The sequence below is a fragment of the Bradyrhizobium sp. Pa8 genome (genome assembly GCF_052588265.1).
The window spans coordinates 3,756,055-3,775,048 of the sequence record NZ_CP176767.1; the positions used below are offsets into that span (position 1 = coordinate 3,756,055).

An 18,994-nucleotide genomic window follows, 5' to 3' on the forward strand; every position below is an offset into this window, starting at 1 on the left:
GTCCGGGAGGAAAGCGATGAGGGACGAAAAGGAAAAGAAAGTCGCTGTCGGGCGCCGCGATGTCCTTCGCAAGATCGGCATCGGCACGCTCAGTGCCGGTGCGACGCTCGCGACCCCGCTGGTCGGACCTGCGCAGGCCGATAGCGAGACCAACGATGAGAAGCGCAAGGCGCGCTACACGGAATCCGACCATGTAAAGACGTACTATCGCGTCAATCGCTATCCCAGTTGAAACAGGGAGGCAGCCGTGCTTATCAAGAGAACACAGCGTTCCGGCTCCGACCATCGCGGCTCCGTCGCGGAAGGCCTCGCGCGTCAATCCGGTGGTCTTGATCGCCGCAGCTTCCTGCGCAAATCCGGTCTTGCGGGCGGCGCGCTCGCCGCGCTCGGCACCATCCCTATCGGCAGCGTGCGCAAGGCGGAAGCTGCCACCGCGGGTCCGCTCGCCGCGGGCGCCACCGTCCGCAAGAGCATCTGCACGCATTGCTCGGTCGGATGCACCGTGACGGCGGAGGTGCTGAACGAGGTCTGGATCGGCCAGGAGCCGAGCTGGGAATCGCCGATCAATCGCGGATCGCATTGTGCCAAGGGTGCATCTGTACGCGAGCTCGTGCACAGCGACCGGCGGCTGCGCTACCCGATGAAGCTCGTGGGCGGGCAGTGGACGCGCGTCTCCTGGGAGACCGCGATCAATGAGATCGGCGACAAGTGCCAGGACATTCGCGAGAAGTCGGGGCCGGATTCCGTCTACTGGCTGGGATCGGCCAAGATGACCAATGAAGGCGCCTATCTGTTCCGCAAGCTTGGCGCGTTCTGGGGAACCAACAACACCGATCATCAGGCGCGGATCTGTCATTCGACGACCGTCACCGGCGTGGCCAACACCTGGGGCTACGGTGCGATGACCAACAGCTATAACGACATTCGCAACGCCAAGACCCAGGTCGTGCTGGGCGGCAATCCGGCGGAGGCGCATCCCGTGTCGCTGCAGCATCTGCTCGAGGGCAAGGAGCTGCAAAAGGCCAACTTCATCGTCATCGATCCCCGCATGACGCGGACCGCGGCGCATGCGACCGAATATGTGCGGATGCGGCCGGGCACCGACATACCCGTGCTCTACGGCATGATGTGGCACATCCTCCAGAACGGCTGGGAGGACAAGGAATTCATCCAGCAGCGCGTCTATGGTTTCGACGATCTGCGCAAGGAGGTGGAGAAGTGGAATCCGGAGGAAGTCGAGCGCGTCAGTGGCATTCCCGGCGAACAGCTCAAGCGCGTCGCCAAGATGTTTGCCACCGAGAAGCCGTCAACACTGATCTGGGCCATGGGCCAGACGCAGAAGACCGTCGGCACCGCCAACGTGCGCGCGAGCTGCATCCTGCTTCTGATGACCGGCAATGTCGGCGGACAGGGCATGGGCGCCAACATCTTCCGTGGCCACGACAACGTGCAGGGAGCGACCGATGTCGGGCTGGATATCGTCACGCTGCCATTCTACTACGGCCTCGCCGAAGGCGCATGGAAGCACTGGTCGCGGGTCTGGGAGGTCGAATACGAATACCTGAAGTCGCGCTTCGACACCAAGCAGATCATGGAAACCCCCGGCATTCCGCTCACCCGTTGGTTCGACGCGGTGACGCTGCCGAAAGATCAGGTCGCGCAGAAAGACAATGTGCGGGCGGTGTTCGTTCAGGGACACGCCAGCAACAGCATCACCCGCATTCCGGAATCTCTCAACGGCCTGAAGGCGCTCGAGCTGCTTGTCATCGCCGACCCGCATCCGACGACCTGGGCCTCGCTCTCGGTCGAAGCGGGACGCAAGGACGGGGTCTACATCCTTCCGGTCGCCACGCAATTCGAGTGCAAGGGCTCGCGTGTCGCTTCGAACCGGTCGCTGCAGTGGGGCGAGCAGATCGTCAAGCCGGTGTTCGAATCCAAGGACGATCTCGAAGTCATCTACCTGATGGCCAAGAAGCTCGGCTTCGCCGACAAGATGTTCAAGAACATCAAGGTCGAGAACAATCTGCCCGAGGCCGAGGATGTCCTGCGCGAGATGAACCGCGGCAGCTGGTCGACCGGCTATTGCGGCCAATCGCCCGAGCGGCTCAAGGCGCACATGAAGAACCAGGCCAAGTTCGACATGCTGACCATGCGCGCGCCGAAAGACGAGCCGGAAATCGGTGGCGACTATTATGGCCTGCCGTGGCCGTGCTGGGGCTCGCCGGAAGTCAGGCATCCGGGCACGCCGCTGCTCTACAACACCAATCTCCACGTGATGGATGGTGGCGGAACTTTCCGGCCGCGCTTCGGCGTCGAGCGCGAGGAGAAGCTGCCGGACGGGACCACGCGGAAGGTCAGCCTGCTGGCGGACAAGTCCTCCTCCAAGGACTCGGAGATCCAGGACGGTTATCCCGAATTCACATTGGCGAGCCTGAAGAAGCTCGGCTGGGATACCGATCTCACCGAAGCGGAGATGGCCACGATCAACAAGATCAATCCCGCCACCCCCGATGCCGTGTCGTGGTCGCTCGATCTCTCCGGCGGCATCCAGCGGGTTGCGCTCAAGCACGGCTGTGTGCCCTACGGCAACGGCAAGGCGCGCATGAACGCGTTCGGCCTGCCGGACCCGATTCCGGTGCATCGCGAGCCGATCTACACGCCGCGCGTCGACCTCGTCGCAAAATATCCGACGTTGCCCGATGCCAAGCAGTTCCGCATGCCCAATATCGGTTTCTCCATCCAGAAAGCTGCGGTGGAGAAGGGAATCGCAAAACAGTTTCCGCTCATTCTGTCGTCGGGCCGTCTGGTTGAATATGAGGGCGGCGGTGAGGAGACCCGTACCAATCCGTGGCTTGCCGAACTGCAGCAGGACATGTTCATCGAGATCAGTCCTGCCGATGCCGCCGATCGCGGCATCAAGGACGGCGGCTGGGTCTGGGTCACCGGCGCCGAGAGTAGCTCGAGGGCGAGAATGAAAGCGCTGGTGACGGAGCGGGTCGGCAAGGGCGTTGCCTGGATGCCGTTCCACTTCGGCGGCTGGCTCGGGGGCAAAGATCTGCGCAGCGCCTATCCGAAGGGCACCGATCCCATCGTGCTCGGCGAAAGCGCGAACACCATCACCACCTATGGCTACGATCCTGCCACGGGCATGCAGGAGCCCAAGGTCACCCTCTGCCAGATTGCTGCGGCATAAGGAGCAACGACGATGGCCCGTATGAAATTCCTCTGCGACGCCGACCGTTGCATCGAGTGCAACGCCTGCGTGACCGCGTGCAAGAACGAGCACGAGGTCCCCTGGGGCATCAACCGGCGCCGTGTAGTCACCATCAACGACGGCAAGCCCGGCGAGCGTTCGGTTTCGATGGCCTGCATGCACTGCACCGATGCGCCCTGCGCGGCGGTGTGTCCGGTGAACTGCTTCTACACCACCGCCGATGGCGTCGTGCTGCACTCCAAGGACCTCTGCATCGGCTGCGGCTATTGCTTCTACGCCTGTCCGTTCGGGGCGCCGCAATATCCGAAGGTCGGCAACTTCGGCTCGCGCGGCAAGATGGACAAATGCACCTTCTGCGCCGGCGGTCCTGAGGCCGACGGCAGCAAGGCGGAATATGAGAAATACGGCGCGAACCGCCTTGCCGAAGGCAAGCTGCCGCTGTGCGCCGAGATGTGCTCGACCAAGTCGCTATTGGCCGGCGACGGCGAGATCATCGCGCAAATCTACAAGGAGCGTGTGATGAAGCGCGGCTACGGCTCGGGTGCATGGGGTTGGAAGACGGCCTATCGCGAGACGATCGAGTCCTGACGCAAGCCGCGGTGACGCGCGCAAGACCGGGAGGAGCTCATGGCGTCGTTTGGAAGGTTCATTCGCTTAGGCGTCGGCGCGTGCTCATTGCTTTTGCTGGTCATCGTGGCGCCGGCACCGTCGAGCGCCCAGCAGGTCAATCCAACCGCGAGCTCGGTCAAGGAACAGCAGCTTCTGCAGGAGCTGAACCGGATCCAGGGCCGCGTCAGTATCCCGGACCAGCGGTCCGGTGTTCTCGAGCAGCCGCAGGGGCGCGAATGGCGTGACTTCCGCAATGTCACGCTACGGTGGATTGGTGGCGTGGCGATCATCGGTATGCTGGCGCTGCTCGTGATCTTTTACCTCACGCGCGGCATGGTCCGGCTGGAAAGCGGCCGATCGGGGCGCACCATCGTGCGCTTCAACATGTTTGAGCGGTTCGTGCACTGGATGACCGCGACCTGCTTCATCATTCTGGCGATCTCTGGCCTGAACATCACCTTCGGCCGGCCGCTGCTGCTGCCGCTGATCGGATTCGAGGCGTTCTCGGAATGGTCGCAATGGGCGAAGTATGCCCACAATTATTTGAGCTTCCCGTTCACCATTGGAGTCGTGCTGATCTTTCTGATGTGGCTTGGCGGCAATATCCCGAGCAAGCTGGATGTGGAGTGGATCAAGCGGGGAGGCGGTCTCATCGGGCATGATCACCCGCCGGCCCGTCGCTTCAACGCGGGCCAAAAGGGGATCTACTGGATCGTCGTGATTGGCGGCGGTCTCGTCGCTGCGACCGGCTATCTCCTCATGTTCCCGTTCTACACCACGGGGATTGAGGGCATGCAGATGGCCCAGATCGTTCACTCCATCGTTTCGGTGTTGTTCGTCGCGGCGATGCTCGCGCACATCTACATCGGCACGATCGGTATGGAAGGCGCGTTCGAGGCGATGGGATCAGGCGAAGTTGACGTCAATTGGGCGCGCGAGCATCACAGCCTATGGCTGGACGAGGAAGCGGCGCGCACAGGGCAGCCGCGCCATGCGGCCTCTGCGGCGGAGTAGCGGCGGAAAGCGGCCCCTGGCTGCTCCCTAGAGACGCACGCCCGTTGTCGCAAAGGCCTGTGCGACGGGCTCCTGGATGCCGCTGAGCATCGCAGCCGAGGCTGCGGCGATCACGACAGCCGCCACGCAGGCGAGCAAGAAAGCTTTCATCCGAATCCTCCACAAATTCTATATGGTGCACGCGACCCTTAGCACGTCGCGCGCGGGCCTCGCGCACGACAGGAGATGTGACAGTCTGCGGGCGGTCGCAGCAGCCAACCGCCGGCGCCGATCGGACGGCAGGCGTGAGTTATACTCGCATTGCGAGCTGAGTATAACCGAGGCGCCTAATGACCCGAATGCTCAAAGATGTTCTGAGCGCTCTGGGTGCTCCGTGCACAGTTGCGTAGCCGTCGGTAAGGTCGCGCGGCATAGCCACACCCAAGTCAAGTGTTTGCTCCAGCACGTGCTCACTGGTCGATGTCAAAGCGATCAAGCCTACATCATCACCTGGACATGGTGATCACCCTTGTTCCGTCGACGCTCTTTCAACCAGCTTGTCTGCAACAGCGATCTTCTCGTGACGCGCTCTTTTAGAACAAACTTGCAGTCGGCCGCGCGGACGACCCGTCAAACGGCGCTTGCAATGTTTAGTAAATCGTGCAGTACTAAACAAATCGAGCCTGCCGGGCCTCTAGAATCCGGGTGGCGCGAGGAAACGCCAGTTTAGTTATTCAGCTCGTTACGGACTGTGTCGCTCTGCTCGAAGCATTCGAGCGGGTTGGAAAGCCGCGCCATGTCGATGGCCGGCCCACTCGGAGGGAACGTGTAATGAAACGGACAATGAAGACGCTTGTTGTGGCATGCGGGGCTGTTGCCGCCGCGTTTGGCGTCGGAGCGGGGACCACGCCCGCGCAGGCGCAAGGCAAAACCATCACGCTGTGTTGGGCCGCATGGGATCCGGCGAACGCGCTGGTCGAATTGTCGAAGGACTTCACCGCCAAGTCGGGCATCGGCATGAAGTTCGAATTCGTGCCCTGGACCAATTACGCCGATCGCTTCCTCAACGAGCTCAATTCGCACGGCTCGCTGTGCGACCTCATCATCGGCGATTCCCAATGGATCGGCGGCGCCGCGGAGAACGGCCAATACGTCAAGCTCAACGATTTCTTCAAAAAGGAAGGAATCAGCATGGACGACTACATGCCGGCAACGGTGGTCGGTTATTCCGAGTGGCCGAAGAACACGCCGAACTATTGGGCGCTGCCGGCGATGGGCGATGCGGTGGGCTGGACCTACCGCAAGGACTGGTTTGCGCGGCCGGACGTGCAGAAGGATTTCAAGGCCAGGTACAACCGTGATCTCGCCGTTCCGAAAACGCTCGATGAACTCCGCGACATCGCGCAGTTCTTCCAGGGCCGCGAGATCGACGGCAAGAAGGTCTATGGGGCCTCGATCTATACCGAGCGTGGCTCGGAAGGCATCACCATGGGCGTCTCGAATTACCTCTACGACTATGGCTTCAAATACGACGATCCGAAGAAGCCTTATGCGATGGACGGGTTCGTGAACTCGCCCGGCGCCGTCAAGGGGCTTGAGGCCTACAAGGATCTCTACAAGTGTTGCACGCCTCCCGGCGCCTCCAATTCCTACATGTCGGAGGGGCTTGATGCCTTCAAGTCCGGCCAGGTCGCGCTGCAGATGAATTTCTTCGCCTTCTTCCCGGGCCTCTACAAGGACCCGAATGTCGGCGGCGACAAGATCGGCTTCTTCGTCAATCCAGCCGGTCCCGCCGGGCAGGCGACGCAACTCGGCGGCCAGGGCATCTCGGTGGTCTCCTACTCCAAGAACCAGGCCGAGGCGCTGCAATACATCAAGTGGTTCTCCGGCGGCGACGTCCAGAAGAAGTGGTGGGCGCTCGGCGGCTATTCCTGCGCCAAGTCCGTGCTGAACGATCCGAGCTTCCCGGCCAGCGCGCCCTTCGCCAAGGAGTTCCTGCAGTCGATGGGAATGGTCGTCGACTTCTGGGCCGAGCCTTCCTACGCCCAGCTGCTGCAGGCCGAGCAGAAGCGCGTGCATGACTATGTGGTGGCCGACAAGGGCACCGCGCAGGAAGCGCTCGATGGACTGGTGAAGGACTGGAAGGCGATCTTCAAGGAAGAAGGCAAGAAGTTCTGAAGTAGCTTGCCCGGAGCGCGTGCGCTCGCGCTCCGGGCTTTCCTTCGATGACCGGAACCGTCGCATCGTCGACGCCCCGGTGCCAGGATCGGTCGCTGCAATGAATGAATTGAGTGCCTCTTCGCGGATGACCTATCGGGCCGTCATGGTCCGGCCAGGCATGGCGCGTCGTATCAGGGGCCTGTCGGACAAGACGCTCGCCTGGCTCTTCATCACGCCCACGATCGTGCTGCTGCTGGCGATCAATATCTTCCCGCTGCTCTGGACGATCTATCTGTCGTTCACGAACTACCGCGCTAATCGCGCCAACGTGCCGACGGTCTGGCTGGGGGCCGACTGGTATCAGTCGATCCTGACCGACCCGGACATCTGGGCCGCGATGCAGGTGACGGCGCATTTCGTGATCTGGACGGTGGTGATCGAGACCGTCCTCGGATTTGGCCTTGCCTACCTCATCGACAAGAAGTTCCGCGGTCACGGGATATGGACCACGATCATCCTGCTGCCGATGATGCTGTCGCCCGCCGTCGTCGGCAATTTCTGGACGTTCCTCTACCAGCCGCAGATCGGCTTGTTCAATTACGTCGTCGCCTTCTTCACCGGTCGCGCGGCCTCGTCCTTCCAGATGCTGGGCGACGTCACGCTGAGCCCCTGGGCCATCGTCATCGTCGATGCCTGGATGTGGACGCCCTATGTGATGCTGATTTGTCTGGCAGGCCTGCGCTCGATCCCGGACTACATCTATGAGGCGGCGGAGGTCGACCGCGCGTCGAAATGGCGGCAGTTCTGGTCGATCACGCTGCCGATGGCGCTGCCGTTCATCATGCTGGCGGTGCTGTTCCGCGGCATCGAGAATTTCAAGATGTTCGACATGGTCAATCTGCTCACCGGTGGTGGGCCAGGATCGACCACGGAAGTCGCCTCGATCACGCTCAAGCGTGCGGCATTCGAGAGCTGGCGCACCGGCTATTCTTCGGCCTTCGCGATCATCCTGTTCGTGACGGTCTTCGGCCTCGCCAACATCTATGTGAAAGCGCTGAACAAGGTGAAAAGCCGATGACCTCCGCCACCGCAGCCCATTCGGTCGTCGAGCCGTCGGCAACGACGCGGCGCTTTGCCGGCTCGCTCGTCGTGCTCTATGCCGTCATCACCATGATCCCGTTGGTCTGGATCATGCTCACCGCGTTCAAATCGCCGGACGATGCGATCTCCTATCCGCCAAAAGTGATGTTCAAGCCCTCGCTCGAAGGGTTCTGCAACCTCTTCACGACCCGCTCGCGCCAGACGCCGGAGTTCATCCGCTCATTGGGGCCGCCGCAGGGGCTTTGCGACAGCATCGCGCGCAGCCGCAACATGGTGGTCGCCGGTCCCTCGAATTACGTGCCGCGCTTCATCAATTCGCTGATCATCGCGTTCGGCTCGACCGTGCTCGCCGTCGCGCTCGGCACCTTGTCGGCCTACGGCTTCTCGCGCTTCCGCGTGCCCCTGAAGGACGATTTGCTGTTCTTCATCCTGTCGACCAGGATGATGCCGCCGATCGCGGTCGCGATCCCGGTCTATTTGATGTACCGCACCATCGGATTGTCGGACACGCGACTCGGAATGATCCTGCTCTACACCTCGGTCAACGTCTCGCTCGCGGTCTGGCTGCTCAAGGGCTTCATTGACGAAATCCCGCGCGAGTACGAGGAGGCGGCGATGATCGACGGTTACACCCGCTTCCAGGCCTTCGTGAAGGTGGTGCTGCCGCAGGCCACGACGGGGATCGCGGCGACGGCGATCTTCTGCCTGATCTTCGCCTGGAACGAATACGCCTTTGCGGTGCTTCTCACCTCGGGCAACGCGCAGACGGCGCCGCCCTTCATTCCGATCATCATCGGCGAGGGCGGGCAGGACTGGCCTGCGGTGGCTGCCGGCACAACGCTGTTCCTGGTGCCGATCGTGGTGTTCACGGTGCTTCTGCGCAAGCATCTGCTGCGCGGCATTACCTTTGGAGCCGTCCGCAAATGAGTATCGAGGCCACCCCATCCATCGCGCGTCGCGGTTTTTCAGATCACGTTCTGCGCCGTGGTCCGTTAGAGGCTGCGGCGACCACGATCATCGCCGCCGGTGTCATCATGCTGATGCAGCCGTTCTCCCTGACGCTGTATTCCTGGTCGTTTGCGACGACCCTGATCGGCACGGTGATGTTCACCATCGTGTCGAAGGTTCGGGAGTAGGGCGCGATGGCACAGATCAGGGTCGAGTCGCTCGACAAGTCCTTCGGTGCGTTTCATGCGGTCAAGTCCGCGAGCTTCACGGTCGAGGACGGCCAGTTCCTCTGCCTGCTGGGACCGTCCGGCTGCGGCAAGACCACGACGCTCCGCATGATCGCCGGCCTGGAGCTGCCGACATCAGGCACCATCCGGCTCGATGGCGAAGACGTGACGATGAACCGCGCATCGGCGCGCGACATCGCCTTCGTGTTCCAGCTCTTCGCGCTCTATCCGCACATGAATGTCCGGCGCAACATCGGCTTTCCCCTGAAATGCGAGGGGATCAGTGCGGCCGAGCGCGACCGGCGGGTCGTCGAAGCCGCGCGTATCCTGCGGATCTCCCATCTCCTCGACCGCTCGGTGTCGGGCCTTGCCGGCGGCGACCGTCAGCGCGTCGCGCTGGGGCGGGCGATCGTGCGCAAGCCGAAGTGTTTTCTGATGGATGAGCCGCTCGGTGCGCTCGATACCGAGATGCGGGAGGCCATGATTCATGAGCTGCGTGCCCTGCACGACCGCCTGGGCGCAACGACCGTCTATGTTACGCATGACCAGCTCGAGGCCATGGCGATGGCCGACAGGATCGCGGTGATGAACAATGGCGTCGTCGAGCAGGTCGCAAGCCCGCGCGACATTTATGATCGGCCGGCTTCACTGTTCGTCGCGGACTTCATCGGATCGCCGCCCATGAACTTTCTGCCGTTCCGTAGTGGCCTGCAGACCGGCGCAGAGGCGATCAGGCTCGGCGAGCGTGACGTTGCAATTCCGGCTGCGCGCGAGGCGATGGCGGAAAGCGAGCTCGTGCTCGGGGTACGGCCCGAGCATGTGCGGTTCACCGATCGCGGCATGGTCCGCGGCGAGGTCTATGGCACAGAATATCTGGGAACGACGCAGATCGTGACCGTGACGACGCACTACGGCGCGCTCAAGGCCCGTTCACCCAGCAGCAGATCGTATCGGACTGGCGAGACTGTCGGGCTCGACTTCCGGCCCGATACGCTGTCGATCTTCGACAAGGCGTCGGGCCGGGCTATTCGCACCGCACTGCATGAGGGAGGTGCGCATGGCTGAGGTCGAGATCAATGCCGTCTCCAAGGCCTTCGGCAAGACGCAAGCCTTGAACGATCTGTCGCTGACCATCGGCGATGGCGAGTTCGTCGCATTGCTCGGGCCGACCGGCGCCGGCAAGACGACGGCGCTGCGCTTGATTGCCGGATTGGAGCGGCCGGACAGCGGTTCGATCCGCATCGACGGGCGCGACGTGACCGGCGATGCACCGGCGGACCGCGACGTCGCCTTTGTGTTCCAGCAATATTCGCTGTATCCGCATCTGACCGTGTTCGAGAACATGGCCTTTGCGTTGCGCGCGCCGACCCGCCGCGTGCCCGAAGCCGATATCCGCGCGAAGGTGCAGGAGGTGGCGCGTCTGCTTCATATCGAGACCAAGCTGGACAACAAGGCGACGCAGCTGTCGGGCGGGCAGATGCAGCGCGTCGCGATCGGTCGCGCCCTGGTCCGTTCGCCCTCGATCTATCTGATGGACGAGCCGCTCTCCTCGCTGGATGCCAAGCTGCGCGGCGAACTGCGCCTCGAGCTCAAGCGGATCCAGGTCGATCTCGGCGCGACGATTCTCTATGTCACCCACGACCAGACCGAGGCGATGACCATGGCGTCGCGCATCGGCGTGATCGAAGGCGGGCGGCTGATGCAGATCGGATCGCCGCGCGAGATCTACGAGAACCCGATCAATGCGCATGTCGCAGCAAGGCTGGGCCAGCCGACGATCAATCTGCTGCCGGCCGCCCTGTTCGGCGGCGGGCCTGCCGGGGCCGAGACAATCGGCGCGCGGACCGAGCACCTGACGATCGCGCGCGGCGGTGGCGACGTGTCGGCGACCGTCAAGCGGGTCGAACATCTCGGCGATCAGAGCCATCTCCATCTCGACCTCGCCGGCCGGCCGGTTGTGACCTTGGCGGACCCCGAGGCTGGCTTTGGAGCTGGGGATGTGGTGTCGCTCCGTTTGAACAGGCCGCTGTTTTTCGATGCGAAGGGCGGGAGGGTAGCGGCATGAGCCTCGATCGGGTAGCCAGGGAAAGACTGGTGCGAGCGCTGGCAGGATCAGTGATTGAACACGCGGACGAACTGACGAGCCTCGACCAGGCGATTGGCGATGGGGATCACGGGCTGAACATGAAGCGCGGTTTCGAGGCCGTGCTGGCGACATTGCCGGGCCTTGCCGACAAGTCGCTCCCGGAGATGCTGAAGGCGATCGGAACGACCCTGGTCATGAAGGTCGGCGGCGCTTCAGGGCCGCTGGTGGGAACTTTCTTCATGGAACTGGGCAAGGCACTTCCGGAGCAGCCGAGCCGGGCCGATCTCGTCGCAGCGACAGAGAAGGCGATCGAAGCCGTCAAGGCGCGGGGCCGTTCGGAGGCAGGGCAGAAGACGCTGCTGGATGTCCTGGTGCCGGTGCACGCCGTTCTGGCGGAAGGCGGCGATGCCAAGGCGATCGCGGCGGAGGCTGTGCAAGCGGCCGATCGCACCACGCCGATGCAGGCGATCCGCGGCCGCGCGTCGTTTCTTGGGGAACGTTCCATCGGTCATATGGACCCGGGCTCGCGCTCGGCGTCCCTTCTGATCGGCGCAGCAGTTGAGACACTGGAGTTCGAGGTCAATACATGAGCAGTTTACGTCCCGGCAATGTCGGAATTGTCATCGTGTCGCATTCACCGAAGATCGCGGAAGGCGCGGCCGATATGGTGCGCCAGATGGTCGGAGATGCGGTGCCGCTGGCCTGGACCGGTGGCGATGTCGATGGTGGGCTCGGTACGAACGTTGCAGGAATCCTCGAGGCGATCGAGACGGCCTGGTCACCGGCAGGCGTCGCGATCCTTGTCGATCTCGGCGGTGCCGAGACCAATTCGGAGATGGCGGTGGAGATGCTCCCCGAAGATCGGCGCGCGCGCGTCCTGGTTTGTAATGCCCCGGTGGTCGAGGGGGCTGTGATCGCTGCGACCGAGTCTTCAGGCGGCTCGCCGCTGGCCGCCGTCAAGCGCAGCGCGGAGGAATTCTATGCATGATGCCAACGCCAACCTGGCGGCCCAGACGTTTGTGCCGCTGACCGCTTCCGCGGTCCTCGTCAATCCGGTCGGCCTGCACGCGCGGCCATCGGTGAAGCTCACGCAATTGGCGAAAGGCTTTACCGCAAAGATCGAAATCGCGCTCGCCGCAGACGGGCCTTGGACGGACGCCAAGAGCCCGGTGAAGGTGATGCGTGTGAAGGCGCCGCAAGGCGCAACGCTGTATTTCCGTATTGCTGGTCCTGACGGCGAGGCAGCGCTCGCCGCCATGCTGGCGCTGGTGCATGACGGCTTCAGCGAGGCCTGAGGTCGTGGGCGAGATCCACCTCACCGGTCATCCCGCTTCGCCTGGCCTCGCCATCGGTCCGGTCGCCGTGCTGACGAGTGCAGTGGCGAGCAGGGCGGCGAAGGGTGATCCCGCTCAGGAGGCCGCAGCGCTGAAGGCGGCGATCGAGGGGGCCGCAGTGGAGCTCGCCGAGCTGATCGCGACGATTCATGGCGAGGCCGCGGAGATACTGGAGTTCCAGGTCGCGATGCTCGGCGACGATGCGCTTGCGGAAAGTGCCTATGAAGCCGTTGCGGCCGGTACGGCGGCCGATGAGGCTTGGCGCGCGGCACTCGACGCGGAGATCGCCGGCTATCGCGCGGCGGATGAGGAATACTTCCGGGCCCGTGCCGCGGATCTGGTCGACATTCGTGACCGCGTACTCGCGGGTCTGAATGGCGCGGATACGGTCGCAAAGATCTCCGGCGATTCCGTCGTCATGGGTGATGACATTTCGCCGTCGACGTTCCTTGCCGTCGACTGGACCCGTGGCGGCGCTATCGCCCTAGCTAGTGGATCGCCGTCGTCGCATGTTGCGATGCTCGCGCGATCGCGCGGCGCCCCCATGGTAGTTGGACTAGGGCCGTTGCCATGGAACGGACAGCCGCCGTCATTGGCGCTGGTCGACGGCGACACCGGCACCGTGATCTTTGATCCCAAGCCCGAAACGCGCCACCTGTTCGAGCACCGCATGGCGGCCGCGAATGCCGCGCAGATCGCTGCCGACGCCGGCCGCCTCAGACCGGCGCTGACGGCCGATGGCCGGCGCATCGCCGTCCTGCTCAATGTTGCCGCGCCCGAAGATCTTGCGGGCCTCGATCCCGCCATCTGCGACGGCATCGGACTCGTGCGCACGGAGTTTCTGTTCGAGGGATCGAGAGGCTTGCCCGACGAAGATGCGCAATATGCGGTCTATCGGCGCATCCTCGAATGGGCCGCAGGACGGCCGGTGACGATCCGCACCCTCGATGCCGGCGGCGACAAGCCGATTGCCGGCTTGACGGTCGATGGCGAGCGCAATCCATTCCTGGGCCTGCGCGGGATCCGCCTCTCGCTCGCGCGACCGGAGGTGTTTCGCGTGCAGTTGCGGGCGCTGTGCCGTGCGGCCGTCCATGGGACGCTGAAGGTGATGCTGCCGATGATCGCGGTCCCCGCGGAGCTCGACCGTGCCAACGTCATGCTGGATGCGGAGTTTGCGGCGCTCAGGGCGGAGGGGATCGCTTGCGCCCGGCCGCCGCTCGGCATCATGGTCGAGGTCCCCGCGGCAGCGCTATGCGCGGAAGATTTCGGCGCGGCATTCTATTCCATCGGGTCGAACGACCTGACCCAATATACGATGGCTGCGGCGCGCGACATCGGCGCTGTCGCCGACCTCAACGACGCCGGACATCCGGCGGTGCTGGCGCTGATCGCACGCACCGTCGAGGCCGGACGCAGCCGCGGCGTCGAGGTCTCGCTCTGCGGCGATGCCGCGGCCGATACGCGTTTGACGAAAGCGTTGCTGGCGACCGGGTTGACGACGCTCTCGGTCTCGCCGATTGCGGTGGCGCGGCTCAAGGCCACTATCGCCGGGGTGACCGCATGAGCGACGATGCAGGCGAAGACACAAGCCGTCCGGGCGACAGCAACGTCGCGGATTACAAGCTCATCCTGCGGCGGGCTCTCGACAACCGGCCGTCCGGGACGCGGTTGAAGCTCGCGGCCGCGCTCGGCAAGAACCGTTCCTTCGTCAGCCAGATCACCAATCCGGCGTATCTGGTGCCGATCCCGGCAAAGCATGTCTCGATTATCTTCGAGGTCTGCCATCTCGCAGGTGCCGAGCGTGCGGCTTTCCTCGAAGCCTACGGGCGCGCACATCCGGGGCGGCTACGCGGAGCCCACCGCGAGGCGCGCACCCGTGTCGTTACAGTGACGGTGCCTGATCTCGGTGACGACAAGAAGAATCGCGCGCTCGAGCAGCTCATCGTCGATTTCGCTGCTCAGCTCGCGCGCTACGCCGAAAGCATCGGCTGACGAATTCGGACTGCAGAAAAGATAACCGGGAGGACGCCATGAAAAAGCTGATCAACAGCGCCGACACGGTGCTCGAAGAGAGTCTCGACGGGTTGGCGGCAGCCCATGCCGATATCCTGCTGCTCGGTGCCGAGCGGAAGTTCGTGCGCCGCCGTACCCTGAAGCCGGGCAAGGTCGCGCTCATCTCGGGCGGCGGCTCCGGCCATGAACCGCTCCATGCGGGGTTCGTCGGCGTCGGCATGCTCGATGCCGCGTGTCCGGGCCAGGTCTTCACGTCGCCGACGCCGGATCAGATGATCGAGGCGGCGGAGGCCGTCGATACCGGGGCAGGCGTGCTCTTCATCGTCAAGAACTACGAGGGCGATATGATGAATTTCACCATGGCGGCCGAGATGGCTGGGCGTGAGGTTGCGAGTGTGGTGACGAACGACGATGTTGCGGTCGAGAAATCGACCTACACGACCGGCCGCCGTGGAGTCGCGGGGACGCTCATCGTGGAAAAGATGGTCGGCGCGGCGGCCGAAAAGGGTACGCCGCTCGCCGCTCTCAAGACGCTCGGCGATGATGTCAATCGGCGCACACGCTCGATGGGCGTTGCGCTCCTGCCGTGCACCGTTCCGGCGGCGGGCCGGCCGAACTTCACCCTGGCCGACGACGAAATGGAAATGGGTGTCGGCATCCATGGCGAGCCGGGTCGCCGCAGGGTGCCGTTGGCATCTGCCGATGACATTGCTGCTGAGATGCTCAACGCGATCCTGAGTGATCTCGCACCGAGCAGAGGCAGCGAAGTCCTGCTTTTGGTCAACGGGTTCGGCGCAACGCCGCTGATCGAACTTTACCTGGTGGCTAACAGCGCCAAGCGCATTCTGGACGGGGCGGGAATCACGGCGACACGTTTCCTGACCGGTTCTTATGTGACGTCCCTCGACATGGCCGGTGCCTCGATCACTGTCTCCGTGCTCGACAGTCGGTCAAAGGAATTGTGGGATGCCCAAGTGCATACCGCGGCGCTACGCTGGGGTATCTGATGGACGGAAACGCAAGGTCAATCTTGCACGATGATAGGATAATCCTGAGGGCTCGCTATGCGGCCGTCGGCCATCAGTAGAGTGTAGAACACTTTCTCCAAAGTTGATGGCAGGGCGTTTTGCTCAAACCGGACCGTCATTGGCGTGACGCCCTGTTCGCTGCTGTCTTGGCTCAACGTGGTCCATGATGGATCCATGTCGAAACGCTTTGTGGCGTTGGCGGCGATGAAGTCTTGCAGTGCAGGCGAGACCTCTACGTCGGCGTTGGCCGCGCGCTGCGCGGGCGCGTCGGCGACCTCGGAAGTCGCATCCCGCGACCTTCCCTCGACGGGATTGAAGGATACAATTCGGACCGGATAGGCATACTGGCCGGACAGGAGATTTTGCAGGATCGTCTCGAGGTCGGTGTCAGCCTCATCCGTCTCGCGCCCATGGAGGTTCAAATGGGCAGGTCGCTCTACTTGGCCCTGCTGTCTGGTCTCAGACTATGAGTGCACCGGGCGTCACCAGCCAAGTAGATCCGAATTCCCGATAATCGGCGGCAGTTTCCACTTTCCCGTGAAGATCGGGATGCGTTTCTCGTCGAATGGCAAAATGCTCCCCGGCAGTCTTCGGTTCCGCAATGAAGCTCAACTGAGACCTGCCGCATAAGTCACCTTGCCGCGCGGTGAAAAACCGCGCGACGATGGGTAGCATTGCTTTTTTGATCACAGAGTTCGTTGCTCTTGGAGAGCAGATCTTATCGATCGTGGGTGCGCTCTCGCGAGAGGCCAGCACATGATTGAGCTTTGGAACAAGTGGTACGGGACCTTGGCCTCTGTCGAGGCGCTGGCAGCCGTCGTCGTTATTGCCGTGGTGACCGCTGGCATTCTTACGCTAATTGAGAGCCAGCGGCATAGGACAAAACATTGATGGGGAGGCGCCGGAAAACGGTCAGCTAGACCAGAGTATTTCAGCTGGTGAGTGGCGTTAAAAATGCTCCTATGCAGGAGGATCAAAATGATCCTTTCTCGTGCAAGTTGGACAAACAGGAATGCTCCTTGGCGGGAAGCATTTTGCACATGCTCGGTGTTGAGCATACTAGTCGCAGCTCCCGCATTCTTGATGATACTCCTGCTGGATTCCCAGCTCGTCTTACCAGCGCTCAGTATTCTATTTTTCTCAGACGCGATGATCACTGCGCTCTTGGCTTGGGCAAAGTCGGGAAATGCGACATTAGAAAATATAACGCTATGGGATGTTGCCGGGGCATTGACCATGTTGGGTTGTGCCGCAGCGATTCTTGGCGAACCAGATCAAGTGGCACTGCTTTTCGAGCAACCGGTCGGACAACATTCGGACGCGGCTCCAGGTGATAGCACTAGCCCCTGATAACCGGCGACGTTAGGGCCCCGTTTCCTGGTGGCAGGTATCGGTTAACCGATCCGATAGACGTATACGATCTCGCTTGCAGCTGCCCATTCCCCTGCACCGGGGACATGACCCGTGCTTGATTATTTCGGTACAGATGTCCTTGGCGTGCTCTTGCAGATCGTTCTGATCGACCTGGTGCTCGCTGGCGATAACGCCATCGTCATTGGTCTTGCTTCAGCCGGACTTCCTGAGGCGCAACGAGGCAAGGCGATTTTCATCGGTATTGTTGCCGCGACGATACTGCGCCTCTTACTCGCCGGGTTGGCGACGCAAATCCTCCAGATCGTCGGCCTCCTGCTCGCTGGCGGGATCCTGTTGTTGTGGGTATGTTGGAAAATGTGGCGAGAGTTGCGCACATCTTCCACAGGGCCAACAGGTGCGATGGAGGCCGCAGTTGCAGGCAGCAAACCTCGCAAAACACTCGCTCAAGCGAGTTGGCAGATTGTGGTGGCCGACGTTTCCATGTCTCTCGACAACGTTCTGGCCGTGGCAGGGGCAGCACGCGAGCATCCAATAATCTTGATTTTCGGCCTGGGGCTTTCCATCGCGATGATGGGCGTGGCCGCTTCTTTCATTGCCCGTCTTCTGCAAACGCATCGATGGATTGCTTACGTCGGCCTAGCCGTCATCCTCTATGTGGCGGGTGAGATGGTCTTTCGCGGGACGTTGGATGTCATCAAGGTTGCGTCGTTATGAGGTGCTGCTTCACCCTAGGTGTCCTAAGTCGGCAGGCAGAATTCGAACGCGGTACGCATAGGCCGGAGATAGGGTGTGCAGCCCGCTGAAGAAAGGGCCGCCTTTGTGGGGCGGCCCTGTCCAAAAGTCTATCAACGCCGGTCAAAAAATAGGTTCGAGCAAAGCCAGCCCCGGGAAATGAAAACAACTAGGGATACAAACGCCGCGCCCGGTTGAGGGACATGGAAGCAGCGGAGCGCGCGATGAATCCAGGGGCGGGGAATGTCCACCGGCGCCCCGCCTTGATCTGGTGCATCGTGGCGGTCCCGACGTCTCCGCTCCTCTCCAGCCCCGACGGCGCTTGGGGCCGCTCACATCGGTGCGGTAGAGCACCTCAGTGTCGCCAGCAGTCCTTGTTGACCGCCACCCGAAAGCCTTTCGTGCATTGGCTATATCACGCCGCGGCCTTGTGCGGGACGCTGCTTTCGAGATAGCGCGACTGCGCCTGAAGCTGCATGAGGTCGGGATCGACCCTATGCCTCCCTCCGTCGTGTCGTGATCCAGGAATCCGGCTTTGGCAGGCCGAGTGGCGTGTAGAAGTAGCTGACCATCAGCGCTGGCACGCCGCGACTTGCAATCTCAACGAGCTTGGCACCTTCCGGGCTTTCAATGAGATCCATCGTGTTGTGCGCGAGTCCCTTGTTTGTTACGTGCAATACGGCCACTAGCGCTTTTTCGGCTTCAGCCCGATCCCCTTCATACCGGCTCAATGCAATTTCCGGTTCGACTTTCTTCAAAGGGCCGGCGGCGTTGCGGAAGTGCTCGACTCCAACGTCAGTCTTACGTCGCTCCTTTTGTCCGAGCGATCCCTTGCTCTCGCACAGCCCTAAGAACTCAAGCAGGGCGCGGCAATGCACCAGTCCCACCTCCATGATTGGGTTCGTGATTGCATTCAGGTTGCCCTCGATCATCAATTTGCCGTCGATGTAGACGGCTATTGGTGGCTCTTCTCTCAAATTCGATGTCAGTTCCAATGCCCAGTTGAGCATGGCGACCGACTGCATCCGATGCGCCAACAGATGCATCATTCTCTGGTCGTCGATCACCAAGACCGCCCCTTGCTAGTGACGCCAATTCCAACGAAATAAGCGGAAATAGGCATTGCTGCACTTAGCTCCATTGAAATCACTGAGGATTTTTGGTGGAAAACGTAA

19 protein-coding genes and 1 pseudogene are annotated in these 18,994 nt (G+C 62.2%); 17 read left to right on the top strand and 3 right to left on the bottom strand.

Annotated features, from left to right (window positions below; translation table 11 throughout):
- The first annotated feature begins 16 nt into the window (after window positions 1-16).
- Genes ACKWRH_RS16715 through ACKWRH_RS16730 form a run of 4 tightly spaced genes read left to right on the top strand, consistent with a single transcriptional unit; the run spans window position 17 to window position 4,837 of the window.
- Window positions 17-232, top strand: coding sequence for a twin-arginine translocation signal domain-containing protein (locus ACKWRH_RS16715; RefSeq protein ID WP_445221463.1), 216 nt, complete (start codon window positions 17-19; stop codon window positions 230-232).
- Window positions 233-247: 15 nt separating this feature from the next.
- Window positions 248-3,193: a formate dehydrogenase subunit alpha gene (locus ACKWRH_RS16720; RefSeq protein ID WP_445221464.1), complete on the top strand. Its 2,946-nt coding sequence runs from the start codon at window positions 248-250 to the stop codon at window positions 3,191-3,193.
- A gap of 12 nt (window positions 3,194-3,205) precedes the next feature.
- Window positions 3,206-3,802: a formate dehydrogenase FDH3 subunit beta gene (fdh3B, locus tag ACKWRH_RS16725; protein ID WP_247312286.1), complete on the top strand. Its 597-nt coding sequence runs from the start codon at window positions 3,206-3,208 to the stop codon at window positions 3,800-3,802.
- A gap of 39 nt (window positions 3,803-3,841) precedes the next feature.
- Complete coding sequence (locus ACKWRH_RS16730; RefSeq protein ID WP_445221465.1) at window positions 3,842-4,837, top strand: formate dehydrogenase subunit gamma; 996 nt, start codon at window positions 3,842-3,844, stop codon at window positions 4,835-4,837.
- Between the two features lie 27 nt (window positions 4,838-4,864).
- On the opposite strand, the gene ACKWRH_RS16735 is transcribed toward ACKWRH_RS16730, so the two are convergent.
- Window positions 4,865-4,987: a hypothetical protein gene (locus ACKWRH_RS16735; protein WP_445221466.1), complete on the bottom strand. Its 123-nt coding sequence runs from the start codon at window positions 4,985-4,987 to the stop codon at window positions 4,865-4,867.
- Between the two features lie 672 nt (window positions 4,988-5,659).
- On the opposite strand from ACKWRH_RS16735, the gene ACKWRH_RS16740 reads away from it, so the two are divergent.
- The 12 genes from ACKWRH_RS16740 (at window position 5,660) to dhaK (ending at window position 15,692) form a co-directional block, all read left to right on the top strand.
- Complete coding sequence (locus ACKWRH_RS16740; protein ID WP_445221467.1) at window positions 5,660-6,994, top strand: ABC transporter substrate-binding protein; 1,335 nt, start codon at window positions 5,660-5,662, stop codon at window positions 6,992-6,994.
- Between the two features lie 100 nt (window positions 6,995-7,094).
- Complete coding sequence (locus ACKWRH_RS16745; protein ID WP_445221468.1) at window positions 7,095-8,054, top strand: carbohydrate ABC transporter permease; 960 nt, start codon at window positions 7,095-7,097, stop codon at window positions 8,052-8,054.
- Complete coding sequence (locus ACKWRH_RS16750) at window positions 8,051-9,004, top strand: carbohydrate ABC transporter permease (RefSeq protein ID WP_445221469.1); 954 nt, start codon at window positions 8,051-8,053, stop codon at window positions 9,002-9,004. Before ACKWRH_RS16745 ends, ACKWRH_RS16750 begins: the two co-directional genes overlap by 4 nt.
- The gene (locus ACKWRH_RS16755; RefSeq protein ID WP_445221470.1) at window positions 9,001-9,213 is read left to right on the top strand and encodes a hypothetical protein; all 213 of its coding nucleotides are present in this window, start codon (window positions 9,001-9,003) and stop codon (window positions 9,211-9,213) included. Before ACKWRH_RS16750 ends, ACKWRH_RS16755 begins: the two co-directional genes overlap by 4 nt.
- Window positions 9,214-9,219: 6 nt before the next feature.
- Entirely contained in the window at window positions 9,220-10,317 is a 1,098-nt protein-coding gene (locus tag ACKWRH_RS16760) for an ABC transporter ATP-binding protein (protein WP_445221471.1), read from the top strand.
- A complete protein-coding gene (locus ACKWRH_RS16765) occupies window positions 10,310-11,317 on the top strand; it encodes an ABC transporter ATP-binding protein (RefSeq protein WP_445221472.1) in 1,008 nt (335 codons plus the stop codon). Before ACKWRH_RS16760 ends, ACKWRH_RS16765 begins: the two co-directional genes overlap by 8 nt.
- On the top strand, window positions 11,314-11,928 hold the full coding sequence (dhaL, locus tag ACKWRH_RS16770; protein WP_445221473.1) for a dihydroxyacetone kinase subunit DhaL: 615 nt from the start codon (window positions 11,314-11,316) through the stop codon (window positions 11,926-11,928). The genes ACKWRH_RS16765 and dhaL overlap by 4 nt, the downstream gene beginning before the upstream one ends.
- Window positions 11,925-12,326: a dihydroxyacetone kinase phosphoryl donor subunit DhaM gene (dhaM, locus tag ACKWRH_RS16775; protein WP_129267357.1), complete on the top strand. Its 402-nt coding sequence runs from the start codon at window positions 11,925-11,927 to the stop codon at window positions 12,324-12,326. The genes dhaL and dhaM overlap by 4 nt, the downstream gene beginning before the upstream one ends.
- Window positions 12,319-12,633: an HPr family phosphocarrier protein gene (locus ACKWRH_RS16780; RefSeq protein ID WP_445221474.1), complete on the top strand. Its 315-nt coding sequence runs from the start codon at window positions 12,319-12,321 to the stop codon at window positions 12,631-12,633. The genes dhaM and ACKWRH_RS16780 overlap by 8 nt, the downstream gene beginning before the upstream one ends.
- On the top strand, window positions 12,611-14,236 hold the full coding sequence (gene ptsP / locus ACKWRH_RS16785; RefSeq protein WP_445221475.1) for a phosphoenolpyruvate--protein phosphotransferase: 1,626 nt from the start codon (window positions 12,611-12,613) through the stop codon (window positions 14,234-14,236). Before ACKWRH_RS16780 ends, ptsP begins: the two co-directional genes overlap by 23 nt.
- Window positions 14,233-14,664 (top strand): hypothetical protein, encoded by a 432-nt coding sequence (locus tag ACKWRH_RS16790; RefSeq protein WP_445221476.1) that lies wholly within the window; start codon window positions 14,233-14,235, stop codon window positions 14,662-14,664. Before ptsP ends, ACKWRH_RS16790 begins: the two co-directional genes overlap by 4 nt.
- A gap of 38 nt (window positions 14,665-14,702) precedes the next feature.
- On the top strand, window positions 14,703-15,692 hold the full coding sequence (gene dhaK, locus ACKWRH_RS16795) for a dihydroxyacetone kinase subunit DhaK (RefSeq protein ID WP_445221477.1): 990 nt from the start codon (window positions 14,703-14,705) through the stop codon (window positions 15,690-15,692).
- Between the two features lie 200 nt (window positions 15,693-15,892).
- Here the strand turns inward: dhaK and ACKWRH_RS16800 are convergent.
- A pseudogene (locus ACKWRH_RS16800) lies at window positions 15,893-16,120 on the bottom strand (hypothetical protein); the annotation flags it as partial.
- A 1,057-nt stretch (window positions 16,121-17,177) separates the two neighbouring features.
- Here ACKWRH_RS16800 and ACKWRH_RS16805 point away from each other — a divergent pair.
- Window positions 17,178-17,801 carry a TerC family protein gene (locus ACKWRH_RS16805; protein WP_445221478.1) on the top strand — a complete coding sequence of 208 codons (624 nt, stop codon included), beginning with the start codon at window positions 17,178-17,180 and terminating at the stop codon, window positions 17,799-17,801.
- A gap of 512 nt (window positions 17,802-18,313) precedes the next feature.
- On the opposite strand, the gene ACKWRH_RS16810 is transcribed toward ACKWRH_RS16805, so the two are convergent.
- A complete protein-coding gene (locus tag ACKWRH_RS16810; RefSeq protein ID WP_445221479.1) occupies window positions 18,314-18,886 on the bottom strand; it encodes a hypothetical protein in 573 nt (190 codons plus the stop codon).
- Window positions 18,887-18,994 lie beyond the last annotated feature (108 nt).